Origin of the sequence: Salipiger sp. H15 (assembly GCF_040409955.1) — a bacterium.
Classification (GTDB): Bacteria; Pseudomonadota; Alphaproteobacteria; order Rhodobacterales; family Rhodobacteraceae; genus Salipiger.
Window position 1 is genome coordinate 931,233 of sequence record NZ_CP123384.1, and the last position, 25,890, is coordinate 957,122.

The following is a 25,890-nucleotide window of genomic DNA, read 5'->3' on the forward strand; positions in this document are numbered from 1 at the left end:
GCAGCCAAGCCCGCAAAGCGCGAATCGCGCCCCTGACGCAGGGGCATCCGGACGGACGCGGACGCTGCGGAAACGAGCAGGAGAGAGCGATGAAATCCGCCGTCCAGATCGCCCCGAAACCGCTCTTCCTCGGCGCGATGATCGCGTTCGCGGTCTGGCTCGGCTGGGCGCCGCCGCAGGCGCTCAGCCTCGAGCAGGGGCGCATCCTCGGCATCGTGCTGGTGACGCTGACGCTCTGGTCCACGGCACTGGTGCCGGGCTACCTCGCGAGCCTGATCTTCTTCACCGCGCTGCTGATGCCCGGGCTGGCCACGCCGGCGGTGGTCTTCTCCGGCTTCACCTCGACCGCGAGCTGGCTGATCATCTCGGGCTTCGTGATCGGCGAGGCGATCTCCGGCTCGGGCCTTGCCGCCCGGCTGGCCCGGGGCATGGCCCCGGCGCTCACCGGCTCCTACGCGCGGCTGCTGTCGGGGCTGATGCTGCTGGCCATGGCGCTCGGCTTCGTCATGCCCTCGTCGATGGGCCGCGCCGTGGTGCTGGTGCCGATCGGCATGGCGCTGGCGGACCGGGCAGGCTTCGCGCGGGGCTCGCGCGGGCGCATCGGCATCGCCGTGGTGCTGGCGACGGGCTGTAACCTGCCGAGCTGCGCGATCCTGCCCTCGAACCTGCCCAACATGGTGCTGACCGGCGCCGCCGACACGATCCTCGGCGTGCAGCTCGGCTATTTCGAGTACCTCGCCCTGCACTACCCGGTGCTCGGGCTGGTGAAGGCGGCGCTGATCGTCGCGCTGACCCTGCGGCTCTTCCCCGCCACCGCCAGCGCCCCGGCCTTGGCGCCCGCCGACGAGGCCAGCGCCGGGGCCACGCCGACCGAGACCCGCGCGCAGATCCGCGTCGCGCTGGTGCTGCTGGTGACGCTGGCGCTGTGGATGACCGACCGGCTGCACGGGATCAACGCCGCATGGGTGGGCATGGGCGCCGCGATCCTGCTGCTGCTGCCGGGCGTCGGCGTGGTGGCGCCCCCCGCCTTCCGGCAGGCGGTGGATTTCGGAATGCTGCTCTTTGTCGCCGGGGCGCTGGCGCTTGGCGCGGTGGTGCAGGGCTCGGGGCTGGGCGCGGTCGTCGGCGCGGCGCTGCAGAGCGTGCTGCCGCTCGAGCCGGGGCAGGACTTCCTCAACTACATGTCGCTGGCGGGCATGGCGATCCTGACGGCGATGCTGACCACCAACCCCGGCGTCCCGGCGGTGCTGACCCCGCTCGCGCCCGATCTCGCGCAGGCCAGCGGCTTCGGGATCGAAGCCGTGCTGATGACCCAGGTGCTGGGCTTCTCGACGCTGTTCTTCGCCTACCAGGTGGCGCCGCTGGTGGTGGCGATGCAGCTCTCGGGCGAGAGGCTCTCGCATCTCGCCCGTCTCATCCTGCCGCTGGGGCTGATCACCGTGGTGATCCTGCTGCCGCTCGACTTCCTGTGGTGGCGCCTTCTGGGCTGGCTCTGAGCCCGGCGCCCCGGTTCAGGCGAAGTAGTCGCGCAGCATCCGGGTGTAGATCGCCTTCAGCTGGGTGATCTGCGCCACCTCGACGTTCTCGTCGACCTGGTGCAGCGTCTTGCCGACGAGGCCGAACTCGACCACCGGGCAGTGGTGCCGCACGAAGCGCGCGTCCGAGGTGCCGCCCGTGGTCGAGAGCTCGGGAATGCGCCCGGTCTCGGCCTCGACCGATTTCGCCACCAGCTCCGAGAGCGGCCCCGGAGGGGTGAGGAAGGCCTCGCCCGAGATCTTGATTTTCACCTCGGTGCGGGTGCCGAACTCGGCGTCGACCTTGGCGGTCTCGGCGCGCAACCAGTCCGACAGCGAGGCGCCGGTGTGGATGTCGTTGAAGCGGATGTTGAGCGTGGCGCGGGTCTGCGCGGGCACGACGTTGGTCGCCGGGTTGCCGGTGTCGATGGTCACCACCGCCAGCGTCGAGGGGTCGAAATGGTCGGTGCCCTCGTCGAGCACGTGCGAGGACAGCCGGTCCATCAGCCGCGCCATGGCGGGCATCGGGTTCAGCGCGCGGTGCAGGTAGGCCGAGTGGCCCTGCTTGCCGGTCATGGTGAAATGCGCGTTCATCGAGCCGCGGCGGCCGATCTTCATCATGTCGCCCATTTCCTCGGGGCAGGTCGGCTCGCCGACGATGCAGATCGACATGCGCTCGCCCTCGGCGTCCATGTAATCGAGCAGCGCCGTGGTGCCGTCCACCGCGTCGCCCTCCTCGTCGCCGGTGATGGTCAGCACGATGGCCCCTTCGGGCGGGGTCGCGCGCACGAAGTCGATGGCGGCGGCAGCAAAGGCGGCGACGCCGGACTTCATGTCGGTCGCGCCGCGCCCGTACATGATCCCGTCCTTCACCTCGGCGCCGAAGGGATCGACGGTCCAGGCGGCAAGATCGCCCACCGGCACCACGTCGGTATGGCCGTTGAAGCCGAAGCTCTTCGCGTGGCCCTTCTCGCCCCAGCGGGCGAAGAGGTTGGCGACGCCGCCCCGGTCGACCCGCGTGCAGGCAAAGCCCGCCGCTTCCAGCAGGCCCTGCAGCAACACCAGCGCGCCGCCCTCCTCGGGGGTGACCGACGGGCAGCGGATGAGGTCGGCGGTCAACTGGACGGGATCGGTGGGCTGGATGGTCATGAGCGCAACTCCGGTGTGGTTTGCCCTTGGCTACAGCGCGGCGCGCGCGCGTGCAAACGCGATGAGGACGGCGCGCCGCCGCCACGCGCCCGCGGCGCCTCCCCCCGCGGATATGTTGACCTGCCAGAACGCCCGGGCGCGCGTGTCCCGGGGCTTCTTCTCTTTTCAAATACGCATATCCCTCCGGTGCCACGGGCGCGGCGTCGGGCAGCACCGGGCCGGCGAGAATCGCGATGACGCTGACGGCGGCGCGTGTTACGGCTGCGGCATGAGCAAATTGCCTTCGAAAGCCGAGATCCTCGACTGGATCATGGCGCACCCGACCCAGACCGCGAAACGTGACATCGCCAAGGCCTTTGGCATCAAGGGCTCTGCGCGGATCGACCTCAAGCGCATCCTCAAGGAGCTCGAGGCCGAGGGTCACCTCGAGAAGCGGCACAAGACGTACCGCGACCCGGACCGGCTGCCGCCGGTGTCGGTGCTGCAGGTCAAGGCGCCGGACGAGAGCGGCGATCTCTTCGCGCAGCCGCTGGAATGGCACGGCGAGGGTGTCGAGCCCATCGTGCTGCTGGTGCTGCGCGCCTCGGACCCGGCGCTCGGCGAGGGTGACCGCATCCTTGCCAAGCTGCAGGTGGTGCACGAGGCCGACCACAATTACGAGGCGCGGCTCATTCGCAAGATCGGCGTGAGCCCGCGCAAGATCGTCGGCATCTTCCGCAAGAGCCCCGAGGGCGGGCGGATCGTGCCGATCGACAAGGGCGCCGACAAGGAATGGCTGGTCGCCCCCGACGCCATGGGCGGCGCCAAGGACGGCGAGCTGGTCGAGGCCGAGCAGGCCGGGCCGCGCGCCTCGCGCATGGGGCTGCCGAAGGCGCGCATCGTGATGCGGCTCGGCGATCCCTCGGAGCCGCGGGCGGTCTCGCTCATCGCCATCCACCAGCACGGCATCCCGGACGACTTCCCCGCGAAGGTGCTGGAAGAGGCCGACCGGATGAAGCCCGCCGGGCTCAAGGGCCGGACCGACCTGCGCGAGCTGCCGCTGGTCACCATCGACCCCTCGGATGCGCGCGACCACGACGACGCCTGCTACGCCGAGCCCGACGAGGATCCGAAGAACCCCGGCGGCCACGTGATCTGGGTCGCCATCGCCGACGTGGCGCATTACGTGCTGCCGGGCTCTCAGCTCGACCGCGAGGCCAAGAAGCGCGGCAACTCGAGCTACTTCCCCGACCGCGTCGTGCCGATGCTGCCCGACCGGCTGTCGGGCGATCTCTGCTCGCTGCACGAGGGCGTGCCGCGCGCCTGCATCGCCGTGCGCATGGTGATCGATTCCGAGGGCAACAAGCGCTCGCACAGCTTCGTGCGCGGCCTGATGCGCTCGCCCGCCTCGCTCAACTACGCCGAGGTGCAGCGGGCCATGGACGGGCAGCCCAACGACAAGACCGGGCCGCTTCTGGATGACGTGATCCGCCCGCTCTACGACGCCTACTACGCCCTGCGCGCGGCCCGCGAGCGGCGCCAGCCGCTGGATCTGGAGCTGCCCGAGCGCAAGATCGTGCTGGCCGAGGACGGCACCGTCTCCTCGGTGAACTTCGTCGAGCGGCTCGACGCGCACAAGCTGATCGAGGAGTTCATGATCCTCGCCAACGTCGCCGCGGCCGAGACGCTGATCGCCAAGCGCGTGCCGCTGCTCTTCCGCGTGCACGAGGAGCCGCCGCCCGAGAAGCTCGACGCGCTGCGCGAGACGGCGATCGCCTCGGGGCTGACGCTGGCCAAGGGGCAGGTGCTGAAGACCTCGCATCTCAACAAGCTGCTGCACGACGCGGCGGGGCGCGAGGATGCCGAGCTCATCAACCTCGCCACGCTGCGCTCGATGACGCAGGCCTATTACAACCCCGAGAACTTCGGGCACTTCGGCCTCGCGCTGCGCAACTACGCGCATTTCACCTCGCCGATCCGCCGCTACTCGGACCTCATCGTGCACCGCGGCCTGATCACCGCGCATGGCTGGGGTGACGACGGGCTGAGCCCCGAGGACATCGAGCGGCTGCAGCAGACCGCCGAGCACATCTCGGACACCGAGCGGCGCTCGATGATGGCCGAGCGCGACACCACCGACCGCTACCTCGCCTCCTACCTGTCCGAGCGCGTCGGCGCGGAATTCGGCGGGCGGATCAGCGGCATCGCCAAGTTCGGGGTCTTCGTGAAGCTCGACGAGAGCGGCGCCGACGGGCTGGTGCCGATCCGCAACCTCGGCAACGAGTTCTTCCACTTCGATCGCGACGCGGGCACGCTGATGGGGGCCGACACCGGCACGCTCATCACGCTCGGCCAGCGGGTGAAGGTGAAGCTGGTGGACGTCACGCCGGTGACCGGCGGCATCGGGCTGGAACTTCTGGAGCTTGCGGGCGAGCAGATCGAGGCGCCGCGCAGCCGCAAGCCCGCGGGCTTCGGGCGCTTCAAGAAGACGCCGGGCGGGCCGAAGGGCAAGGGACCCAAGGGCCCGGGCGGCAAGGGCGGACCCGCGCGCCGCAAGGACGTGCAGGCCCGCAAGAAGGACGAGAAGACCGCCCGCAAGGTCAGCCGGACACGTAGAGCCGAGCGTTGAGCGGCGCGTAGAGCGCCTCTCGCCCGCGCGCGACGTAGTCCATGAGCGGCTGCCTCGCGCGCAGCGCCCGGCGCAGCGCGGTGTCGCCGGGCAGACGGTCGATCATGCTCAGCACCGGCAGCACCGAGGCATCCGCTGCCGTGGGCCGCGCGCCGAAGAGCCACGGCCCCTCGCCCAGCACCGCCACCAGCGCGTCCATGTCCATCGAGGCCAGCGCGCAGCGGTCCTCTTCCGAGTAGCGCGCGATGCCCAGCCACGTCATGCCCTGCCGCTGGCCCTCCTGCACCTTGGCCTCGAGCCCCTCGGGCATGCCCCTGAACACCTCGGGGAAGAAGCGCGGCCAGACCCGGGCGTCGAGCCAGCGGTCATGCGCCATGTGCGGGCGGAGGCTGTCCTCGGCCATGCGCATCACCGCCTGGGCCATGCCGCGCGCGGCGGCGTCGAAACCGGGGAAGAAATCGGCGCCGCGCGCCTCGAGCCAGCGCTGGATGAGGGCGCTGTCCGGCACCGTGCCCTGCGGCGTCTCGAGCACCGGCAGCTTGCCGTAGGGCCCCTCGGGCATCGGCACGAAGCGCGGCTCCCAGTCCTCGCCGGACATCTGCAGGAGCAGCATGGCCTTGACGCAGAACGGGCTGTTGGAGGGCTCGCCGAGGGCGGGCGGGAAGGAAATCAGGGTCAGCATGGGAAGGTCCTTTTCGGGACTTGGAAGGGAATGGGGTGCCGGCCCCTCGGACCCTAGCCGCGGCTCTTGCCGGAAACTGTCAGCAGGGTGCAGGATGATCGCATCCATGTCCCGCACCCTACGCCTCTTCCAGCTCATGCAGGCGATGCGCCGCCTGCCCTCGCCCGTCACCGCCGCCACGCTGGCGCAGGAGACGGGGGTGTCGGAACGCACGCTCTACCGCGACATCGGCGCGCTGCGCGGGCTCGGCGCGGTGATCGACGGCGAGGCGGGCTACGGCTTCACCCTGATCGAGGATCCGCACCTGCCGCCGCTCTCCTTCGACGAGGACGAGCTCGAGGCGCTGGTGCTGGGGCTGCGCGAGGTCGCGGCGCTGGCCGACCCGGCGCTGGCGCATTCGGCGCGCAACGCGCTGGCCAAGCTGCGCGCCCGCCTGCCCGAGCGGCAGGCCCACCAGCTGCGCCACGCGGTGCTGACCGCGCACCGCTTCTCGCCCCCTGCCCCGCCCACCATCGACGCGGCACTCCTGCGCAGCGCCTGCCGCGAAGAACGGCACATCCGCTTCGACTACCGCGACGCTCAGGGCGCCGCGACGCAGCGCGAGGTGAAGCCGCTGTCGCTGCTGCTGCTCGACAATTCGCACTGCCTGATCGCCTGGTGCCTGCTGCGCGAGGATTACCGCACCTTCCGGCTCGACCGGATGGCCGCGATGGAGGTGCTGGGCACCTTCTTCCGCCCCGAGCGCGTGCCGATGCTGCGCGCCTTCATGGCGCGGATGGAGGCCGAGCGGGGCAGCTGCGCCATCCAGCTCTGAGGGCCGCGCGGGCGCGAGGTCCGCGAGGTCTCGCCGATGGTGCGAAAAGTGATCGCCGCGCGCCCTTCGCAAATCGGCCGGTCCGGGGTAGCCTTTCAGGCAATAAGAACACGAGCAGTAGGTGACCCCAGATGAAACGGAGCCTTTCCGGCCTCGCGCTGTGCCTCATGGCCACGCAGGTGCAGGCCGAGCGCATAGACGACTTTACCGCCCCGGTGATCTCGCAACGCCCGTCGCTGCGCCCGATGGCCTTTGCCGCGGCGGCGCCGGCGCCGGTGGCGCAGGTGGTGCCCTCGAGCGAGGTGCAGCAGGACTTCGCGCGCTGGCTCGGCGGCTTCCGCGAGCGCGCCCGGGCCGAGGGGATCGGCGAGCGCACGCTCGACGCCGCGCTGCGCAACGTGGCGCTCGATGCCGACGCGCTGCACAAGATCAACAACCAGGCCGAGTTCACCAAGACGCTCTGGGACTACCTCGGCTCGGCGGTCTCGGACACGCGGATCGAGAACGGGCGCGCGGCGCTGGCGGCCAATGACCAGCTGCTGCGGCAGATCGAGGCGCGCTACGGCGTCGACCGGCAGGTGGTGCTGGCAATCTGGGGCATGGAGAGCGCCTATGGCACCCATCGCGGCACGCATCCGGTGATCCCGGCGCTGGCGACGCTGGCCTACGGCTCGCGGCGGGGTTCCTTCTTCGAGGGCCAGCTCATCGACGCGCTGCGCATCGTGCAGGACGGCGACACCACCGCCGAGAAGATGACCGGCAGCTGGGCCGGGGCGATGGGGCACACGCAGTTCATCCCGTCGTCCTACCGCGCGCTGGCGGTGGACTGGACCGGCGACGGCAAGCGCGACATCTGGTCGGACAACCCCGCCGACGCACTGGCCTCGACCGCGCATTACCTTGCCGAGAACGGCTGGATCCACGGCCAGCCCTGGGGCGTCGAGGTGCAGCTGCCGCGCGGCTTCGACTACGAGCTCGCGGGCAGCACCGACCGCATGCCCTCGGACTGGGCGAAGCTGGGCGTGGTCGGCATGGACGGGCGCGCGGTGCAGGATTTCGGCGCGGCCAAGCTGCTGCTGCCGGCGGGCTACAAGGGCGCGGCCTTCCTGACCTTCAAGAACTTCAAGGTGATCTCGCGCTACAACGCCGCCGACGCCTACGTGATCGGGGTCGGGCACCTCGGCGACCGGATCATGGGCGGTGCGCCGATCCACTCGAGCTGGCCCGACGACGAGCGCGCGCTGACCAGCGACGAGCGCAAGGAGCTGCAGGTACGGCTGAAGCAGGCGGGCTTCGACCCCTCGGGGGCCGACGGGCGCATCGGGCCGAACACGGTCAAGGCGCTGCGCGACTACCAGCGGGCGGTGGGCGTGGTGCCCGACGGCTACGCCTCGCTCGAGCTGCTGCACCGGCTGCGCTGAGGTCAGCGGCAGCCCGGGCCGCAGCTCTTCTCCAGCGCCTTCACCTGGCGGGCGCTGGGTTCCGGCCAGCGGTTGGCGTTGCAGGGGTCGGCGATCAGCACCAGCCGGCCCTCCTCGCGCTTCAGCAGTGCCGCCATCGGGCCGCTCTCGGCGCTGCCGCACCATGGCCCGTAGCACGAGACCCGCAGGGTGATGTGCGCATCGAAGGGGCGGCTGAACCCGCCCTTGCCGAGGCTCCAGCCCCAGAACCGCGCCGGCACCTCGCCCGCGCTGCGCGGCACCGTGCCGGTCTCGAGCATCCCGTTCACCGCGATCCACTCGGTCTGCCCGCCCTCGGCGGCGCGCACGTCGCGCGCCACGTCCGGCGGCAGGCACTTCAGCGCAAAGGCCGGCCCGGCAGTCCAGAGAAGCAGGACGACAAGCGCGCTGCGGATCACAGCTTGTCCCGGAAGGCCGCGATCACCCGCTCGTAGACCGGGCGCTTGAAGGGCACGATCTGGCCCAGCACCTCGTCCGCCGGCAGCCAGCACCATTCCGAGAATTCCGGGTGCTCGGTCTGGATGTTCACCTGCGCGTCCTCGCCGTGGAAGCGCAGCAGGAACCACTTCTGCTCCTGCCCCTTGTAGCGGCCCTTCCAGATGCGCGGCACGATGTCATGCGGCAGGTCGTAGGCGAGCCAGCCGTCGGTCTCGGCCTCGACGGTGACCAGCGAGGGGCTGACGCCGATCTCTTCCTCAAGCTCGCGCAGGGCGGCCTCCCGCGGCGCCTCGCCCTTGTCGATCCCGCCCTGCGGCATCTGCCAGGCGGGGATCTCGCTGTCGAGCCGCTGGCCGACGAAGACGTGCCCGGCGGCATTGACGAGCATCACGCCGACGTTGCGGCGGTAGGGCAGCGCGGCGATCTCTTGGGGGGTCATGGGCATCATCCTGCTTCGTGTGTCGCGGCGCACGCTAGCGCCCGAGGGGCGGATTTGGAAGTGGCGCCGCAAAAGCAAAGGCGCGCCCCTCGGGACGCGCCTTGCCGGTCTTGCGGGATCACTCCCTTACTTGTCGGTCGCCTGCGCCTGCTGCATCAGCACCTGCTCGTCGCCGAGCACGCTGAGGCCCTTCAGGATGTCGATCGCATAGGCCAGCTGGTAGTCGTCCTGGCGCAGCTTCGCGGCTTCCTCGGCCTTGGCCCGGTCTTCCTCGATCTGGCGGATCTCGTCCTCGGTCAGGCTGTCGTTGTCGAGCGCGCCGCGCAGGTCGGCCTCGGAGCGGCCGAAGCCCGGGGTCGTGGCCTCATCCTCCTGCGGCTCGGGCGGACGCTGCTCGACGACGATGTCGGGCGAGACGCCGAGCGCCTGGATCGAGCGGCCCGAGGGCGTGTAGTAGCGCGCGGTGGTCAGGCGCATCGCGCCATCGCCCCGCAGCGGCATGACCGTCTGCACCGAACCCTTGCCGAAGCTCTTGGTGCCGACGACCACCGCGCGGCGGTGATCCTTCAGCGCGCCGGCGACGATCTCGGATGCCGAGGCCGAGCCGCCGTTGATCAGCACGACCATCGGCTTGCCGTTCGACAGATCGCCCTCGGTGGCGTTGTAGCGCTCGCCGTCGGCGGCGTTGCGGCCGCGGGTCGAGACGATCTCGCCCTTGTCGAGGAAGGCGTCGGCGACCTTGATCGCCTGGGTCAGCAGCCCGCCCGGGTTGTTGCGCAGGTCGAGCACGATGCCGTTGACCTTGTCGGGGCCACCGGCGGCCTCGATCTCCTTGGCCAGCCCCTCTTCGAGGTTGGGATAGGTCTGGTCGTTGAAGGTGGTGACGCGCAGCACCACGGTATCGCCCTCGCGGCGGGTGCGCACGGCGGTCAGGGTGATGGTGTCGCGGATGATCGAGATGTCGAAGGGCTCATCCGTGCCCTCGCGCACCACGGTGATGACGATCTCGGAGCCGACCGGCCCGCGCATCTTGTCCACCGCCTCGTCGAGCGACAGGCCGAGCACCGACTCGCCGTCCACATGGGTGATGAAGTCACCGGCCTGGACCCCTGCCTCGGCGGCGGGGGTGCCGTCCATCGGCGAGACGACCTTCACGAAGCCGTCTTCCTGGGTGACCTCGATGCCGAGGCCGCCGAATTCGCCGCGGGTCTGCACGCGCATGTCGGCGGCATCGTCGGGCGGCAGGTAGCTGGAATGCGGGTCGAGCGAGGTGAGCATGCCGTTGATCGCGGCCTCGATCAGCTTCTTGTCGTCGACCTCGGTGACATACTGCGCGCGGATGCGCTCGAAGATGTCGCCGAAGAGGTCGAGTTGTTCATAGACGCTGGTGTTCTTCTCGGCTTCCTGGGCGAGCAGCGGGCCGACAAACTGCGTCGTCGCCACCACGCCTGCCACGGTGCCGCCCACTGCGGCCATCAGAAACTTGTTCATCCTCAGATCATCCCTTGTCGCTGGCGAACCATTCTAGCGGGTCCACGGGGGCGTCGCCCTCTCTTACCTCTATATACAGGGTTTCCGTGCGTCCAGCGCCGGAAGCTTCACGTGACGGTGACGCGCTGTCACCTGCCGCATCCCCCATCAGTCCGACCGGAGCCCCCTCGGAGAGGATTTCCCCAGTGGCGGCATAGGTCTCGTCGAGTCCGGCCAGCACGAAAAGCAGGTCCGGCTGCGGCTCGAGGATCGTCACCAGCCCGTAATCGAGCAGCGGGCCGGAATAGCGCACGGTGGCGGCGGTGGGCGTGGTGACGATGGCCTGCGGCAGCGTGGCGATGACGATGCCGGGGCGCGAGACCCCGGCCGCATCCGCCTCGCCCGACAGGCGCAGCACCTGCCCGCGCACCGGCAGCGGCAGCGCGCCGCGCCGCGCGTCGACCGGCGGCAGCGTGTTCGGTGTCTCGCCCTGCGAGATGTTCGACAGGCCCGAGGCGAAGCCCTCGAGCGTTTCGGTCGCGGCGATGAGGATGGCGGTGCGCACCGGGTCCTCGGTGAAGCGCATCGGCAGGTCGGTGCGGTCGGCGACCGCCTGGCTCAGCTCGGTGCGCGCCTCCTGCACCCCGGCGAGCCCCGCGCGCAGCGTCTTCGCGGCGTTTTCCTGCAGGCTGCGCAGCTGCGCCACCTCGTCGAGATCCGAGCGCAGGTCGCGCGCCTCCTGCGCCAGCCCGGGCGTCACCGCCGCCAGCAGCATTCCCGCCCGCGCCGAGCCCACCGGCCCCGCCGGGTGCAGCAGCGCCTCGGGCGCGGCGGTGGTGCCGAGGCTCGAGAGCACGCCCAGCAGCTGCGCCACCTCGCCCTCCTGCGCGGCAAGGCGGCGGCTCAGCTCGGTCTCGCGGATGGCGGCCTCGCGCAGACCGTCGCGCAGCGCGGCGAGCCCGTCCTCGTAGGCCTCGACGGTCAGGGTCAGCGCCTTCACGCGGTCGCGCGAGGTCTCGGCCTCCGACAGCTGCACCGAGGCTTCCTCGAGCGCCCGCGCCGCCGCGCGCGCGGCATCACCCGGAGCCTGCGCCAGCGCCGGGCCCGCCATCAGGCAGAGGATCAGCGCGGCGGCTCTCATTTGTCGATCAGGCTCGTCCCGGTCATCTCGCCGGGCTGCGGCAGGTTCATCAGCTGCAGCAGCGTCGGCGCGACGTCGGCAAGGATGCCGTCATGCACGGTCGCGCCCTCGGGCCCGCCGAAGAGGATCACCGGCACCGGGTTGGTGGTGTGGGCGGTGTGCGGGCCGTTCGTCTCGTCGTCCCACATGGTCTCGCAATTGCCGTGGTCGGCGATCACCAGCATCGCGCCGCCGACCTTCTCGAGCGCCGCGACCACCTTGCCGAGCCCGTCGTCCACCGCCTCGCAGGCCTTGATCGCGGCATCGAGATCGCCGGTGTGGCCGACCATGTCGGGGTTGGCGAAGTTGGTGACGATGAGGTCATAGCCCTTCTCGATCGCGTCGACAAAGCGCTCGGCCACCTCGGGCTCGGACATCTCGGGCTGCAGGTCGTAGGTCGCCACCTTGGGCGATTTGGGCATGAAGCGGTCCTCGCCCTCTTCCGGGGTCTCCTTGCCGCCGTTGAGGAAGAAGGTGACGTGCGGATACTTCTCGGTCTCGGCGAGGCGGAACTGCGTCAGCCCGTGCTTGGCCACCCATTCGCCCAGCGTGTTGACGATGACCCGTTTGGGATAGGCGGTGGTCATGTAGGCGTTGTGCCTGTCGGAATACTCGACCATGCCGAGCAGCGCCGAGAGCTCGGGCTTTTCCCGCTCGAACCCGTCGAAGTCCGGCGCACCGATGGCGGCGAGGATCTCGCGCGCGCGGTCGGCGCGGAAGTTGAGGCAGAAGAACCCGTCGCCCGATTTCAGCCCCGAGTAGCCGCCGACGACCGTGGCGGGGATGAACTCGTCGGTCTTGTCCTTCGCGTAGCTCTGGGCAACGGCGGTGACCGCGTCGGGGGCGGTCTCTCCCTTGCCGTCCACCATCGCGTCATAGGCGGTCTCGACCCGCTCCCAGCGGTTGTCGCGGTCCATGGCGTAGTAGCGGCCGATCACCGTGCCGATGCGGGCCCCCTCGGGCAGGCTTTCGGAAAGGTCCCTCACGAAGCCCTCGCCCGATTTCGGCGCCACGTCGCGGCCGTCGGTGATCGCGTGCAGCACCACCTCGAGCCCCTGATCGACCAGCAGCTTCACCGCCGCCTTGATGTGGGTGATGTGGCCGTGCACGCCGCCGTCCGAGACGAGGCCCATCAGGTGCGCGCGGCCGCCCGCCGCCTTCACCTTCGCGGCGAAGTCGAGGATGGCCTCGTTGCCGAAGAAGGTCCCGTCCTCGATCGCGAGGTCGATCTGGCCGAGGTCCATCGCCACGACGCGGCCCGCGCCGATGTTGGTGTGACCCACCTCCGAGTTGCCCATCTGCCCAGTCGGCAGGCCAACCTCGGGCCCGAAGGTGGTCAGCTTGGCATGCGGGCAGGTGGCGTAGAGCCGGTCCATCGTCGGGGTCTTGGCCAGCGCCGGGGCGTTGTACGCCGTCTCGTCGCGCAGCCCCCAGCCGTCGAGGATGGTCAGGACAACGGGTTTCGGAGTGGTCATGTCATGGCCCTTCTGCTCGCGATGTTGCGGCAGGTGTAGCAGGGCCGCGCGGCGATGTGGAGAGCCGCCGCGCGCCGCGTCAGCCGAAGATCAGTTTCGGGATGAAGAGCGAGATCTGCGGCACGTAGGTGATCAGCAGCAGCACGAGGATGTTGACCACCACGAAGGGCCAGACCCCGCCGATGATCTGCGCCACCGGCTTTCCCAGCGTCGAGGAGGCGACGAAGATGTCGAGCCCGAAGGGCGGCGTGATCATCCCCAGCGAGATGTTCAGCGTGACGATCATGCCGAAATGAACGGGGTCGATGCCCAGCGACTGCGCCACCGGGAAGAGCGGCGGCACCAGCACCAGCAGCGCCGAGTTCGGGTCGATGAACATGCCCGCGATGAAGAAGCAGAGGTTCGCCACCATCAGGAAGGTGATCCAGCCCGCGTCCACAGAGTCCAGCATGCCGATGATCCCGGCGGGCACCTGCGCCAGCGTCACGAAGAACGAGATCAGCCCGCCCATCGCCAGCAGCACGAAGATGATCGCGGTGTTGATGGCGCTGCGCTCGGTGATCGCGAAGAGGTCGGACCACGTCAGGCTGCGCAGGATGAAGGCCTCGACCACGATGGCGTAGACCACGCTGACCGCCGCCGCCTCGGTCGGGGTGATGACCCCCGAGTAGATGCCTCCGAGGATGATGACGGGCATCCCGAGCGCCCATTTCGCCTGCCAGATCGCGCAAAGCCGCTCGGCCCATGGCACGCGCGGCTCGCGAGTCACGCCGGCCTTGCCCGCCTCGAGCCAGACGAAGATCGCGAAGGCGAGGCCGAGCACGATGCCGACGGCGAGCCCGCCCGCGAAGAGCCGCGAGATCGAGGTGCCGGTCATCCAGCCGTAGACGATGAAGGTGATCGAGGGCGGGATCAGCAGCGAGGTCTCGGCGCTGGCGACCAGCAGGCCGAGGCTGAACTTGTCGGAATAGCCCGCGCGGCGCATCTCGGGATAGACCATCCGGCCCATCGCCGCGACCGTCGCCGGGGCCGAGCCCGAGACCGCGCCGAAGGCCATGGAGCCGCCCACCACCACGTGGCCGATGCCGCCGCGGGTGTGCCCCACGAGCGCCTTCACCACGTTCACCAGCTGCGCCGCGATCTGCCCCGCACCCATCAGGTTGGCGGCGAAGATGAAGAACGGAATGGCCAGCAGCGTCGTGTGGTCGATGCCGCCGACGATCTTCTGCACGATCGCCGGATCGGGCAGCTTGGCGTAGAAGAGTTCCTTGTAGGCCAGCGCGGGCACGCCCAGCACCAGCAGCATCTCGAAGCCCGCAAGCAGCAGGAGCGCGGCGAGAAGGATGATCAGGATCAGCATCACTCGGCCTCCGCCTGCGCCGCGAAGCGGTCGATGAGGCCGAAGAGGCTGAGCCCGTAGCGCAGCCCCAGCAGCAGGAAGCCGATGACCGGCGCGAGGTAGATCAGCCCCATGGGGATGCCCAGCGTCGGCGAGGTCTGGCCGGATTTCAGCACGAACTGCACCATCTGCACGCCGAGCCACGCCACGTAGAGCGAGAAGAGCAGCCCCACCGTGTCGATCACCCGCAGCAGCCAGCGCCGCGCGGGTTCGGGGAGTTTCTCGCGCAGGTTGGTGATGCCGACGTGCTTGCCGCGCTCCAGCGCGAGGCCGAGCGCAAGGAAGACGAGGAAGAGGTTCATCAGCCGCACCGCCTCTTCGATCCAGGCGAAGCGGCTGGCCATCGTGCCGCCGAACTCGCGCATCACCACGGAGCCGAAGAACAGCGCCACCATGGTCAGGAAGAGCACGACGAGGATCGTGCGCTCGACCTTTCGCAGGAGGGTGAGAAGGGGCATGGGCAATCTCCGGTTCAGCTGGCGGCGGTGGGGCGGCTTATCTTGCAAAGAGGCGCCCGGGGGTCCGGGCGCCTTTCAAGGTCTTGGAAAGGTTGCGCGCCAAGGGTGGCGCGGCGGGCTCACTCAAGCCCGGCGACCGCCTCTTCATAGGTGGCGAGCAGCGCCTTGCCGGTGTCACCGGCCATGGCGATGTAGGCCTCCGAGGCCGGGCCCCAGGTCACGTCGCGCAGCGCGGCGCGCTCTTCGGGCGAGGCGACGCGCACGTTGGTGCCCGAGTCCTTGATCACCTGCAGCGCCTCTTCGACGGCGGCGGCCTTGTGCGCGGTCAGCTCGGGGATGACCTCGGCGAAGGCGCCCTTGATCACGTCCTGGTACTCGGCCGGCAGGCTCTCCCAGAACATCGGGTTGAAGAGGACCACGTCCTCCATCGCGCCGTGATCAGAGATCACCACGTTTTCCTGCACCTCGTAGAACTTCATGTTCTTGATGGTGTCGAGCGGGTTCTCCTCGCCGTCCACGACGCCGGTCTGCAGCGAGGTGTAGAGCTCGCCGAAGGGCAGCGCGATGGCCGAGGCGCCGAGCGCGTTGAACTGCTCGATGAGGATCGAGCTGTCCATCACGCGGAACTTCTGGTCGGCGAAGGCGGCGAGATCGTCGAGCGGCTTGTTCGACGAGAACTGCTTCTTGCCATTCGGCCAGAGGGTCAGCGCGACCATGCCCTTGTCGGCGAAGGTCGCCAGCAGCGCCTGGCCGAAGGGACCGTCGCGCAGCGCCTGCGCCTTCGCGGCGTCCTCGGGCAGCAGGTAGGGAATGTCGAGGATCGAGACCGCCGGGTTGAAGCCGCCGAGGAAGGCGGCGGGGGCGACGGTGCCCTCGAGCGTGCCGAGCTGCACGCCCTCGTTCATCTGGCGCTGGTTGCCCAGCTGGCCCTGCGGGAAGATCTGCAGTTCGACCGCGCCGCCGGTGCGTTCCTTGACCAGCTCGGCGACCTTCTCGAGGTGCACGTGGCGGCTCTGCGCGGTGCTTTCGAGGTGGCCGATCTTGGCCACGAACTCCTGCGCCGAGGCGGCTCCGGATGCGAGGGAAAGCGCAAGCGCAAGCGCGGCGCCGGCAAAGCGGGTCATGACCATGCGGGGTACTCCAGAATTTTCAACGCCACTAGCTATCGGCGGCGCGGGGCGCAAGTCAAAGCGAACCGCCCAGCGCGCGGGCAGGCAGGGCCTGCGGGCCGATTATTTGGGCGCGGCGCCGGAAATCGCCCCGCGGGGCAAAAAAAGGCGGCCCGCCCAGAAGGAAACGGGCCGCAGTGTGATGCACTCCCCTCTCAAAAAAAGTGCACCAATCTCAACTCGCGCGGCGCAGCCGCATCAACGGACCCGAGATCCGGCAGCCCGGGGGCGGCGCTCCGGCGCCGCTCCGGGGCTCGGCGAGCCATTTCTCGCATTGCTCGACCAGCGCGCAGCCCCGGCAGGCGGCGACCATCACCTCGTAGTCCTCAGCACGCAGGTTGCCCCGGCGCATCTGGTCACCGAGGTTGAGCCCCATGACCCGCGCGACGCTTCGCGCCATCCAGAAATGCCGTGCCTCGTCGCCCAGCATCCGTCACACCTCGTGGCCGAGCCGGTCCTGCAGCGCGGCAAGCCCGGGTCGGTTCGCACAGTCCTCGGGGCAGGCACGCGGCGCGTCCTGCCCGTCCAGGGATTCTTCCGAGACTTCGGCCCGGAGCGTGAGCCAGTGGTCGCACTCCTCGGTCCAGAGACAGCCGCGACAGCGCAGCACCATTCCCGCCCAGTCCGGCTGCGCAAGCATCCCGAGGCGCTGCGCCTGCGCGAGGTCGACGCCGGTGGCGCGGGCCATGCGCTGCACGCGCCAGTAATGCGCCCGCTCTCCCCCGAGGGGATGCGGACGCGGACCGTTCAGCAGGCTGGCAGAGATCATCGCCTCAGCCTCCCGCGAGCTGGCGGAAGAGATCGGCGTTGCGGCAATAGGCGGGCGCCGCCTCGGCGACGCTCTCCTGCGAGTCGAGCCATGTTTCGCAGTCGCAGGGCTTGTGGCACCCGGTGCAGGCGAGGACGGCATCCTCGAGCCCGCCGAAGCTCAGCTCCCCGCGCAGCATCTTCTCCTCGAGATCGACCCCAAGCGCGCCCGCCATGCGATCGACAAGGGTGGCGTGAAGTTTGAAATCCCGGGTTTCCGACATGGCTCATCTCCCTCATGCACGGCCGAAACGGCCTTACCTGAGGTCAGAGCCTAGCCGAGTCGGAGCCTGCCGCCCTTGATGCACATCAACGTCACACCCCGCCGCCGGCCAGATAGGCCTCGGTGGTGCGGCGCACGGTGTCGATTCTCTCGGAATTCGGCGGATGGGTGCCGAGGAAGCGGTTTCCGGGATCGGGCAGGCGCTCGAAGAACCGCGCGCCGCGAATCGGATCGAAGCCGCCGCGCAGGGTGATCACCGTGCCGAGCTCGTCCGCCTCGAGTTCGTAGCCCTTGGTGAAGGTACGCGCACCGACAGAGGCGCCGAACTCCTCGGCGCTGCGCACCGAGGCCTCGTCGGCCCCGGTCATCGCGGCGATGCCCGAGAAGATGATCGCGCCGATGGCGGCATCCTCCTGCACCCGGTCGAGATGTCCGAGGATGTGGTGCGACGCCTCGTGCCCCATGACGAAGGCCAGCTCGTCGGCGTTCTGCGCCTCGCGGATCAGCGCGAGGTTGAAGGCCAGCACCGGCCGGCCCTGGCTGTCGCGGGTCTGGAAGGCGTTCGGCGTCTCGTCGGGGCGGTCGTCCACGACGATCAGGAAATCGCAGTTCGCCCCGTCGCGGGTGATGTTCCGGCACTGGCTTTCGGCCACCGGCTCGACGCGGTGCACGACCTCGGTGAACCGCTGCGCCGCCTGCGAGTCGGTGCCCGACAGGGCGTTGCTGCCACCCGTGGGCATCGAGGAGATCGGCGCGACGGCACAGGCCGAGACGAGGAAGGGCAGTAGGGGCAGAAGTCGGCGCATACGTCGGGTCGCTCCGGTTCGGGTCATGGCGCAAGGATAGGCGGCGGCGCCCGGCTGCGCCAGTGCCGCGCTGGGTCGATGGCGGCATTGTGCTTTCCGCGTCGCCCCCCGGCCCGGCGCGGGGGGCGGTACATTTTGTGGATTGTGCGGCGCCGCGCGGCAGGTCTAGGCTGATCGCATGTTCAGCATCGAGCACGAATTCGACGCCACCGTGGTCACTCTCGTCGACGAGGGCGAGCCGCATCTGCAGGAAGACGTCATTGTCTCGACCTTCGAGGAATGCGTCACGGTCGAACAGTATGATCCGCGCACCGATACGGTGAACAAGATCACGCTCTCGATGACCCAGATGCGCGATCTCGTCGCCGCGATCGGTCTGCCCGAGGGCGTCTACACCCGTCAGGGGGAGTGATCACTCCTCCACCCGGAAGGCCTTGTCCCGCGATGTCGCGCCGCGGACCAGCGTGAGCCTTGATTTCGGCACCCCCAGCGCCTTGGACAGCAGCTTCACCACCGCCTCGTTGGCCTTGCCGTTCTCCGGCACGGTGGTGACGTAGACGCGGATCTGCCCCTCCTCCTCGCGGATCTCGTTGCGCGAGGCCCTGGGCGTGACGCGCAGTTCCAGCACCGCGCCCGGCACGGCAAGATGGGAAAGGTCGGGCTTGGCCATGCGGGCTCCTTCGCGGTGGTGCGCGCAGTCATAGCAGCCGGGCCGCCGCCGCGCACCCGTTCCCGCCGCCGCACCAGCCGCCCGGGACAGGCGGCGCATCGCAAGCGGTTGAATCCCCGCGCCCGAACGCAGACATAGGAGGCGACTGACTTGAGGAGATGGTGATGCCCACCCCCAACCCGCAGGCGATGGACTTCCTGCTCAGCCGGCGCTCGCGCCCGGCCAAGACCCTGACCGGCCCGGCGCCCGACCGCACGGCGCTGCTGCCGCTGCTGACCGCCGCGGCGCGCACGCCGGACCATGGCAAGCTCGAGCCCTGGCGCTTCATCGTGCTGGAACGCGGCGCACTCGACCGGCTTGCCGCGGCGGTGACCGCCCGCGCCGCGGCGCTCAACATCGACGAGGACCAGGCCGCCAAGGCCCGCGCCGCCTTTGCCGACAGCCCGCTCTGCGTCGCGGTGATCGAGGTGCAGAAGGAAAGCCCGAAGATCCCGCCGCTGGAACAGACCTATTCCGCCGGTGCCGTCTGCCTTGCCCTGCTCAACGCCGCGCTCGCCTCGGGCTGGGGCGCCAACTGGCTGACCGGCTGGGCCTCGCAGGACCGGACCTTCGTCGCCGAGACGCTGGGACTCTCGGACAACGAGCGCGTCGCGGGCTTCATCCACATCGGCACCGAGACCTCGGCCCCGCCGGACCGCCCCCGCCCCGACCTCGACGCGATCACCACCTGGATGGACGCATGATCCCGGCCTCCTTCCTTGCCGCGATCGGCCAGATCGGCGACGCGCGCTTCCGCTCGGTTCTGCTCAAGGGGCTCGGCCTGACGGTCGGGCTCTTCGTGCTGATCTACGTCGTCTTCGTCACCGTGGTCGGCTGGCTGGTCGGCGACACCGTCTCGCTGCCCTGGATCGGCGAGGTCACCTGGGTCGACACGGCGATCAGCTGGGGCGCGGTGCCGCTCATGCTGCTGCTGTCGATGGTGCTGATGGTGCCCGTCGCCTCGGCGATCACCTCGTTCTTCCTCGACGACGTGGCGCAGGCGGTCGAGGACCGGCACTACCCCGCGCTCGGTCCGGCCACCGAGGTCGGCTTCGGCGAGGCGATGCGCGACACGCTGAGCTTCCTCGGCGTGATGATCGGGGCGAATATCGTGGCGTTGGTGCTCTACATCTTCTTCGCGCCCTTCGCGCCCTTCATCTTCTGGGGGCTGAACGGCTTCCTGCTGGGGCGGGAATACTTCACCCTCGCCGCGATGCGCCGCGTCGGGCGGGAACAGGCGGGCGTGCTGCGCCGCCGTCACCTCGTGACGATCTGGATCGCCGGTGTGCTGATGGCGCTGCCGCTGACGGTGCCGCTGGTGAACCTGCTGATCCCGATCCTCGGGGCCGCGACCTTTACCCACCTCTTCCACCGGCTGCAGGGCGAGCGCCCCGCAGGCTAAGCGCAAGCGTCTGGCGGGGTCACCCGCCAGCCGAGACCGGCGGGCCCATCCGGTTGAACATCCAGCCGTCGATGTCCCGCACCGAGATCATCCCGCTGAAGATGATCGCGGCGAAAATCCCCCAGAGCAAGACAGAGATGCCCGTGGTGATCCAGGCCTTGCGCTTGAGGTTGTGCACCTCGGGGCTGCCTGCATGGGTGCCGGGCACGATCTGGCCGAGATCGCCCTGCGTCTTCAGCCGCACGGGGATCACGCAGAGGAAGGTCATGAACCAGATGACCGCGAAGAGCACGATGCCGGAGGTGATTGCCATGATGCGCCCTCAGACCTGCTCGAGCTCGACGAGCGTGCCCTGGAAATCCTTCGGATGCAGGAACAGCACCGGCTTGCCATGCGCGCCGATCTTCGGCTCGCCGCTGCCCAGCACCCGTGCGCCCTGCGCCTTCAGGTGATCGCGCGCGGCGAGGATGTCCTCGACCTCGTAGCAGACGTGGTGAATGCCGCCCGAGGGGTTCTTTTCCAGGAAGCCGTTGATCGGGGACTCGTCGCCCAGCGGGTAGAGCAGCTCGATCTTGGTGTTCGGCAGCTCGATGAACACCACCGTCACGCCGTGATCCGGCTCGTCCTGCGGCGCGCCGACTGTGGCGCCCAGCGTGTCACGGTACATCGCCGAGGCCGCCTCGAGATCGGGCACGGCAATGGCGACATGGTTGAGACGACCGATCATGACACTCTCCCTCGAATCCTCGCGTCGCCCGGTTATCGCGCGGCGGGCCCCTGCCCCGCAAGCCGGGTGCGTCCATTAACCGCCCATTAGGCACGGGGGCGCAGGATGGGCGGGCCCGAGCACCCCAAGGACGGAGGCCAGCATGACCGAGAGCGACATGACCGAAAGCGACCGCAACACGCCCTTTCCGCCGCGCCCCACCGCCACGCGGCCCCTGCTCGGCATGACCGTGCTGGCGGTCGAGGACAGCCGCTATGCCTGCGACGCGCTGCGCCTGATGGCGCTGCGCAGCGGCGCGCGCATCCGGCGGGCCGACTGTCTCGAGGCGGCGCGGCGGCACCTGTCGCTCTACCGGCCGACGGTGGCGGTGGTCGACCTCGGCCTGCCCGACGGCTCCGGGGCCCAGCTGATCACCGAGCTGGCGTCGCAGAGCCCGCGCCTGTCGGTGGTGCTGGGGACCAGCGGCGATCCCTTTGCCGAGAACCTGATGCGCGCCGCCGGAGCCGACGGCTTTCTCGAGAAGCCGCTGAGCAGCCTGCTCGATTTCCAGAATGCGATCCTTGCCGCCCTGCCCGCCAGCCGCAGGCCCTGCGGCATCCGGCTTGTCCCCGACGATCCGATCTGCCCCGACCCGCTGGCCTATCGCGACGACATCGCCCATGCCGCCGCGCTGCTGCGCGAAGAGCCCGAGCCGGAGCTCACGGATTACCTCGCGCAGTTCCTCGGCGGGCTCGCGCGCAGCGCCGGGGACTCGGCGCTCGAGACGGCGGCGCTGCGCCTCGCCGCGGCGCGGGCCGACCCCGGCCCCGCCTCCGCCGCGCTGGCGCAGCTTTCCGCCCTGCTGCAGCAGCGGCTCGCCACCCGCGTCGCCATCTGACCCGGCAGCGGGCCGCCGCCCGGAACCGGGCGCGCGTCCTTCGCGTTTCGGCCCCAAAGCCACCCTCACGCGGAGAGCCCCATGACCTCGATCTACGACGCCATCAGGAAGGACCACGACACCCATCGCAAGCTGCTGGACCGCATCGACCAGACCCAGGGCGACAGCCCCGAGCGGCGCGAGGCCTGGACGGCCTTCTACCGGGACATCAAGTCCCACTCCGCCGCCGAGGAGGAGGAGTTCTACGCCGAGCTTATGAAGCACACCTGGGGCCAGGACGCCGCCCGCCACTCGGTGCACGAACACGCCGAGATGGACGAGATCCTCGAGGAGCTGAACGAGATGGACATGTCCTCTCCAGGCTGGCTGACCCGTTTCCGCACGCTCAAGCACGATTACGAGCACCATATGGACGAGGAGGAGGACGAGGTCTTCACCCGCGCCCGCAAGGTGGTCGGCGAGGAGGACAACGACGCCTACGGCAAGCGCTTCCTCGCGCGCAAGAAGAAGGAAATGGGCCTGATCGAGGAAAAGAAGGAAGACCACCTCGAGGACTGAACCCCGGCCCGGACCATCCCCTGCCGCAGGCCCGGCGCGCCCGGGCCAGCCGCCGCGACGGCGCCGCAACGTCGAGGCAGTTTCCCGCCTTCCCCAACGTCGAATCGTTCCATTTTTGTTCGCGAGCTGGCATAGAGCGCGAATGCCCCGCGCGGGGCACGAAAGCCGCGTGACATTCGGACGATCAGGGGTCTATATTTCGACGATGACACAAAGCGCTGCGCAACATCTGTCCGAGTTTCTGGGTGAAGACCGGTTCGCCACCGTGATGGCGGACCCGCCGTGGCGGTTTGCCAACCGTACCGGCAAGGTTGCGCCCGAGCACAAGCGCCTTGCGCGCTACCCCACGATGACGCTGGACGAGATCTGCGCGCTGCCGGTGGCCGGCCACCTGCAGGACGCGGCGCATTGCTACCTCTGGGTGCCGAACGCGCTGCTGCCCGAGGGGCTGCAGGTGCTGCGCTCCTGGGGGTTCGAGTACCGCTCGAACATCGTCTGGCACAAGATCCGCAAGGATGGCGGCTCGGACGGGCGCGGCGTGGGATTCTACTTCCGCAACGTGACCGAACTGCTGCTCTTCGGCACCCGCGGCACCGGCGTTCCCGCCGCGCTGGCGGACCCTCATCGCGTCAACCTCATGCAGACCCGCAAGCGCGAGCATTCGCGCAAGCCGGACGAGCAGTACGAGCTGATCGAGAGCTGCTCGAAGGGCTCCTACCTCGAGATGTTCGGCCGCGGCGTGCGCGAGGGCTGGACGGTCTGGGGCAACCAGGCCGACGCCGACTACAAGCCCACCTGGAAGACCTACAGCTACAATTCGAGCGTCGCGGCGGAGTGATCCGCGCCGCCGCCGCTTTCCCGTAATGTGAACTTGGCGCTGGCCGCCCCGCGCCGCGGGTCAGCCCTGCAGGATCGCGTCCGGAAGGCCGATCAACACCAGCGGACACGGGTTGCCGACGCCGCGGCGCACCCGCTCGTCGAGCTTCGACCAATGCGTGGTCGCCGTGCCGAACTTGTCGGCGACGAACTTGCGCGCGAAGGCCTCGGGGAAGGTCATGCCCTTGGCCACCTGCGCCTCGACCGCGGTGCGCTGCTTCGAGGTGCGGTCGCCGATGCCGAGCCGTTGCAGGTCTTCCTCGGACTGCAGCCCGTTCGCCTCGAGCCAGCCGCGGATGCGCGGCAGCATGCGGTCCTGCAGCGAGGAGCCGCGGGTCACCACGATGCCGAGCGAGATCGCCGACTGCGCGTGCAGGCGCTGGAAATTCTCGAGATCGCGGTCGAAGAACGGATCCTTGTTGTTCCACTCGATCTCGAGCGCCAGCCGCCCCGCCCCGGCGCGGCGCACGTGGTCGATCTCGTGCGAGATCGCCTCGCGCTCGACGCCGTCGACGATGGTCTGGACAAGGAAGTTGTGCTTTTCCCAACCGCGGGCGCTGAGCGCGCGCCGCAGCCGCTGGGTCTGCCCCGACTCGCCGCCGCCGCCGGCGATCAGCTCCGACAGTTCGATGGTGAACTCCGAGAGCGTCTCGACCAGCTCCGCCGTCTCGTCGGGGAAGTCGACGCTCAGGATCGCCGCGGCATGGTTGCGCACTTCGACATCGAAGCCGCGGGATCTGAGCGTCTCGAGCATCAAGGTCACTCCTGCGGAATGACCCGCAGGGACAGTTCCATCAGCTGGTCCGGGCTGGGCTCGGACGGGGCGCGCATCATCAGGTCCTCGGCGCGCTGGTTCATCGGGAACATGATGACCTCGCGGATGTTCTGCTCATCCGCCAGCAGCATCACGATCCGGTCGATGCCGGCCGCGCAGCCGCCGTGCGGCGGGGCGCCGTAGTGGAAGGCCTGGTAGAGCGCGCCGAAGCGGTTCTTCACTTCCTCTTCGCCGTAGCCCGCGATCTCGAAGGCCTTGATCATGATCTCCGGCTTGTGGTTCCGGATCGCGCCCGAGACCAGCTCGTAGCCGTTGCAGGCGAGGTCGTACTGGAAGCCGCGCACGTCCATCGGATCGCCCATCAGCGCGTCCATGCCACCCTGCGGCATCGAGAACGGGTTGTGCTCGAAATCGATCTCGCCGGTCTCGGCATCCTTCTCGTAGATCGGGAAGTCGACGATCCAGGCAAAGGCGAAGCGGTCGGTCTCGGTGAGGCCCAGCTCGGCGCCGATCACGTCGCGCGCCTTGCCCGCCACGCGCTCGAAGCTCGAGGGCTTGCCGCCAAGGAAGAAGGCCGCGTCGCCGACGCCGAGGCCGAGCTGCTGGCGGATCGCCTCGGTGCGCTCCGGGCCAATGTTCTTGGCGAGCGGGCCGGCAGCTTCCATCGCGCCGTCGGTCTCGCGCCAGAAGATGTAGCCCATGCCCGGCAGGCCCTCTTTCTGGGCGAAGGCGTTCATCCGGTCGCAGAACTTGCGCGAGCCGCCAGTCGGCGCGGGGATGGCGCGCACCTCAGTGCCCTCCTGCTCGAGCAGCTTGGCGAAGATCGCGAAGCCCGAGCCGCGGAAGTGCTCGGAGCAGTCCTGCATCTTGATCGGGTTGCGCAGGTCGGGCTTGTCGGTGCCGTACCACTTGGCCGCGTCGCGGTAGGAGATCTGCGGCCACTCGCCGGGCGCGTCGACCTTACGGCCGCCGCCGAACTCTTCGAAGATGCCCGCGATCACCGGCGAGACCGTGTCGAACACGTCCTGCTGGGTGACGAAGCTCATCTCCATGTCGAGCTGGTAGAAGTCGGTGGGCGAGCGGTCGGCGCGCGGGTCCTCGTCGCGGAAGCAGGGCGCGATCTGGAAGTACTTGTCGTAGCCCGACACCATGATCAGCTGCTTGAACTGCTGCGGCGCCTGCGGCAGCGCGTAGAACTTGCCCGGGTGCAGTCGCGACGGCACGAGGAAGTCGCGCGCGCCTTCCGGCGAGGAGGCGGTGATGATCGGCGTCTGGAACTCGCGGAAGCCGTTGCCCCACATGCGGCGGCGGATCGAGGCGACCACGTCCGAGCGCAGCGTCATGTTGCGCTGCATGCCCTCGCGGCGCAGGTCGAGGTAGCGATAGCGCAGGCGCGTCTCTTCCGGGTAGTCCTGCTCGCCGAAGACCATCAGCGGCAACTCGTTGGCAGCACCCAGCACCTCGATGTCGCGGACGAACACCTCGATCTCGCCGGTCGGGAGCTTGGCGTTCACCAGCTCGGGATCGCGCGCCTTCACCTCGCCGTCGATGCGGATGCACCATTCGGAGCGCACCTTCTCGACCGCCGCGAAAGCGGGGCTGTCGGGGTCGCACAGGACCTGCGTGATGCCGTAATGGTCGCGCAGGTCGATAAAGAGAATGCCGCCGTGGTCGCGGATACGGTTCACCCAGCCGGAGAGACGCACGGTCTCGCCCACATTGGCCTTGGTCAGATCTGCGCAGGTATGGCTGCGATAGGCATGCATGGCTCTTGCCCTTCGGAAACTGCTGGAAAGTTAGGCGCCGATACACCGCTAGAGCCGCGGGAAGTCAAGGGACGCCCTCGGGATTTGCCATATTTCGTTCATGTTGTAA

Annotated in this window: 29 protein-coding genes; 10 read left to right on the top strand and 19 right to left on the bottom strand. The window is 69.3% G+C overall.

Translation table 11 applies throughout. From position 1 onward, the window contains the following. Positions 1–89: 89 nt before the first annotated feature. Positions 90–1,496, top strand: coding sequence for an SLC13 family permease (locus PVT71_RS04560; RefSeq protein ID WP_353473315.1), 1,407 nt, complete (start codon positions 90–92; stop codon positions 1,494–1,496). Positions 1,497–1,511: 15 nt separating this feature from the next. Here PVT71_RS04560 and dapE read toward each other — a convergent pair whose 3' ends face one another. After that, positions 1,512–2,663 (bottom strand): succinyl-diaminopimelate desuccinylase, encoded by a 1,152-nt coding sequence (gene dapE / locus PVT71_RS04565; protein WP_353473316.1) that lies wholly within the window; start codon positions 2,661–2,663, stop codon positions 1,512–1,514. A 268-nt stretch (positions 2,664–2,931) separates the two neighbouring features. Here dapE and rnr point away from each other — a divergent pair, with 268 nt between their 5' ends. After that, on the top strand, positions 2,932–5,271 hold the full coding sequence (gene rnr, locus PVT71_RS04570; RefSeq protein WP_353473317.1) for a ribonuclease R: 2,340 nt from the start codon (positions 2,932–2,934) through the stop codon (positions 5,269–5,271). Here rnr and PVT71_RS04575 read toward each other — a convergent pair. Then, positions 5,243–5,953 (bottom strand): glutathione S-transferase family protein, encoded by a 711-nt coding sequence (locus PVT71_RS04575; RefSeq protein WP_353473318.1) that lies wholly within the window; start codon positions 5,951–5,953, stop codon positions 5,243–5,245. The genes rnr and PVT71_RS04575 overlap by 29 nt on opposite strands. Before the next feature lie 106 nt (positions 5,954–6,059). Here PVT71_RS04575 and PVT71_RS04580 point away from each other — a divergent pair, with 106 nt between their 5' ends. Further along, positions 6,060–6,767, top strand: a complete 708-nt coding sequence (locus PVT71_RS04580) for a YafY family protein (protein ID WP_353473319.1) — start codon at positions 6,060–6,062, stop codon at positions 6,765–6,767. 131 nt (positions 6,768–6,898) lie between these two features. Continuing rightward, the gene (locus PVT71_RS04585; RefSeq protein WP_353473320.1) at positions 6,899–8,188 is read left to right on the top strand and encodes a lytic murein transglycosylase; all 1,290 of its coding nucleotides are present in this window, start codon (positions 6,899–6,901) and stop codon (positions 8,186–8,188) included. 2 nt (positions 8,189–8,190) lie between these two features. Here PVT71_RS04585 and PVT71_RS04590 read toward each other — a convergent pair whose 3' ends face one another. The 12 genes from PVT71_RS04590 to PVT71_RS04645 all read right to left on the bottom strand — a co-directional run bounded on the left by PVT71_RS04590 (position 8,191) and on the right by PVT71_RS04645 (position 18,091). Next, entirely contained in the window at positions 8,191–8,625 is a 435-nt protein-coding gene (locus PVT71_RS04590; RefSeq protein ID WP_353473321.1) for a hypothetical protein, read from the bottom strand. Further along, positions 8,622–9,104: an RNA pyrophosphohydrolase gene (locus PVT71_RS04595; RefSeq protein WP_353473322.1), complete on the bottom strand. Its 483-nt coding sequence runs from the start codon at positions 9,102–9,104 to the stop codon at positions 8,622–8,624. The genes PVT71_RS04590 and PVT71_RS04595 overlap by 4 nt, the downstream gene beginning before the upstream one ends. A gap of 126 nt (positions 9,105–9,230) precedes the next feature. After that, on the bottom strand, positions 9,231–10,595 hold the full coding sequence (locus PVT71_RS04600) for a S41 family peptidase (protein WP_353473323.1): 1,365 nt from the start codon (positions 10,593–10,595) through the stop codon (positions 9,231–9,233). 7 nt (positions 10,596–10,602) lie between these two features. After that, positions 10,603–11,715 carry a peptidase M23 gene (locus PVT71_RS04605; RefSeq protein ID WP_353473324.1) on the bottom strand — a complete coding sequence of 371 codons (1,113 nt, stop codon included), beginning with the start codon at positions 11,713–11,715 and terminating at the stop codon, positions 10,603–10,605. Continuing rightward, positions 11,712–13,229, bottom strand: a complete 1,518-nt coding sequence (gpmI, locus tag PVT71_RS04610) for a 2,3-bisphosphoglycerate-independent phosphoglycerate mutase (protein WP_353473325.1) — start codon at positions 13,227–13,229, stop codon at positions 11,712–11,714. The genes PVT71_RS04605 and gpmI overlap by 4 nt, the downstream gene beginning before the upstream one ends. 79 nt (positions 13,230–13,308) lie before the next feature. Next, entirely contained in the window at positions 13,309–14,589 is a 1,281-nt protein-coding gene (locus tag PVT71_RS04615; protein ID WP_353473326.1) for a TRAP transporter large permease, read from the bottom strand. After that, complete coding sequence (locus PVT71_RS04620) at positions 14,589–15,086, bottom strand: TRAP transporter small permease (RefSeq protein ID WP_353473327.1); 498 nt, start codon at positions 15,084–15,086, stop codon at positions 14,589–14,591. The genes PVT71_RS04615 and PVT71_RS04620 overlap by 1 nt, the downstream gene beginning before the upstream one ends. A gap of 119 nt (positions 15,087–15,205) precedes the next feature. Then, positions 15,206–16,216 (bottom strand): TRAP transporter substrate-binding protein, encoded by a 1,011-nt coding sequence (locus tag PVT71_RS04625; protein WP_353473328.1) that lies wholly within the window; start codon positions 16,214–16,216, stop codon positions 15,206–15,208. Positions 16,217–16,430: 214 nt separating this feature from the next. Then, positions 16,431–16,685, bottom strand: a complete 255-nt coding sequence (locus PVT71_RS04630; RefSeq protein WP_353473329.1) for a DUF6455 family protein — start codon at positions 16,683–16,685, stop codon at positions 16,431–16,433. Between the two features lie 3 nt (positions 16,686–16,688). Next, positions 16,689–17,024 carry a DUF6455 family protein gene (locus PVT71_RS04635; protein ID WP_353473331.1) on the bottom strand — a complete coding sequence of 112 codons (336 nt, stop codon included), beginning with the start codon at positions 17,022–17,024 and terminating at the stop codon, positions 16,689–16,691. Positions 17,025–17,028: 4 nt separating this feature from the next. Further along, the gene (locus PVT71_RS04640; RefSeq protein ID WP_353473332.1) at positions 17,029–17,286 is read right to left on the bottom strand and encodes a DUF6455 family protein; all 258 of its coding nucleotides are present in this window, start codon (positions 17,284–17,286) and stop codon (positions 17,029–17,031) included. Positions 17,287–17,377: 91 nt separating this feature from the next. Beyond that, on the bottom strand, positions 17,378–18,091 hold the full coding sequence (locus tag PVT71_RS04645; protein WP_353473334.1) for a M48 family metallopeptidase: 714 nt from the start codon (positions 18,089–18,091) through the stop codon (positions 17,378–17,380). Between the two features lie 178 nt (positions 18,092–18,269). Here PVT71_RS04645 and PVT71_RS04650 point away from each other — a divergent pair, with 178 nt between their 5' ends. Continuing rightward, positions 18,270–18,503 carry a hypothetical protein gene (locus PVT71_RS04650; protein ID WP_353473335.1) on the top strand — a complete coding sequence of 78 codons (234 nt, stop codon included), beginning with the start codon at positions 18,270–18,272 and terminating at the stop codon, positions 18,501–18,503. Here PVT71_RS04650 and PVT71_RS04655 read toward each other — a convergent pair whose 3' ends face one another. Continuing rightward, positions 18,504–18,761 (bottom strand): DUF167 domain-containing protein, encoded by a 258-nt coding sequence (locus PVT71_RS04655; RefSeq protein WP_353473336.1) that lies wholly within the window; start codon positions 18,759–18,761, stop codon positions 18,504–18,506. Between the two features lie 164 nt (positions 18,762–18,925). Here PVT71_RS04655 and PVT71_RS04660 point away from each other — a divergent pair, with 164 nt between their 5' ends. Both PVT71_RS04660 and PVT71_RS04665 read left to right on the top strand, forming a co-directional pair. Further along, on the top strand, positions 18,926–19,504 hold the full coding sequence (locus PVT71_RS04660; protein ID WP_353473337.1) for a nitroreductase family protein: 579 nt from the start codon (positions 18,926–18,928) through the stop codon (positions 19,502–19,504). Beyond that, positions 19,501–20,202: an EI24 domain-containing protein gene (locus tag PVT71_RS04665; protein WP_353473338.1), complete on the top strand. Its 702-nt coding sequence runs from the start codon at positions 19,501–19,503 to the stop codon at positions 20,200–20,202. Before PVT71_RS04660 ends, PVT71_RS04665 begins: the two co-directional genes overlap by 4 nt. Before the next feature lie 19 nt (positions 20,203–20,221). Here PVT71_RS04665 and PVT71_RS04670 read toward each other — a convergent pair whose 3' ends face one another. Then, positions 20,222–20,515, bottom strand: a complete 294-nt coding sequence (locus PVT71_RS04670; protein WP_353473339.1) for a DUF1467 family protein — start codon at positions 20,513–20,515, stop codon at positions 20,222–20,224. Positions 20,516–20,524: 9 nt separating this feature from the next. Continuing rightward, a complete protein-coding gene (mce, locus tag PVT71_RS04675; RefSeq protein ID WP_353473340.1) occupies positions 20,525–20,929 on the bottom strand; it encodes a methylmalonyl-CoA epimerase in 405 nt (134 codons plus the stop codon). Between the two features lie 157 nt (positions 20,930–21,086). On the opposite strand from mce, the gene PVT71_RS04680 reads away from it, so the two are divergent. The 3 genes from PVT71_RS04680 (at position 21,087) to PVT71_RS04690 (ending at position 23,202) form a co-directional block, all read left to right on the top strand. Further along, positions 21,087–21,806: a response regulator gene (locus tag PVT71_RS04680; protein WP_353473833.1), complete on the top strand. Its 720-nt coding sequence runs from the start codon at positions 21,087–21,089 to the stop codon at positions 21,804–21,806. Positions 21,807–21,887: 81 nt separating this feature from the next. After that, a complete protein-coding gene (locus tag PVT71_RS04685) occupies positions 21,888–22,364 on the top strand; it encodes a hemerythrin domain-containing protein (RefSeq protein ID WP_353473342.1) in 477 nt (158 codons plus the stop codon). Positions 22,365–22,569: 205 nt separating this feature from the next. Next, positions 22,570–23,202 carry an MT-A70 family methyltransferase gene (locus tag PVT71_RS04690; RefSeq protein ID WP_353473343.1) on the top strand — a complete coding sequence of 211 codons (633 nt, stop codon included), beginning with the start codon at positions 22,570–22,572 and terminating at the stop codon, positions 23,200–23,202. Positions 23,203–23,262: 60 nt separating this feature from the next. Here PVT71_RS04690 and PVT71_RS04695 read toward each other — a convergent pair whose 3' ends face one another. Beyond that, the gene (locus PVT71_RS04695; protein WP_353473344.1) at positions 23,263–23,994 is read right to left on the bottom strand and encodes a BglII/BstYI family type II restriction endonuclease; all 732 of its coding nucleotides are present in this window, start codon (positions 23,992–23,994) and stop codon (positions 23,263–23,265) included. 5 nt (positions 23,995–23,999) lie between these two features. Then, positions 24,000–25,781, bottom strand: a complete 1,782-nt coding sequence (gene aspS, locus PVT71_RS04700) for an aspartate--tRNA ligase (RefSeq protein WP_353473345.1) — start codon at positions 25,779–25,781, stop codon at positions 24,000–24,002. Positions 25,782–25,890 lie beyond the last annotated feature (109 nt).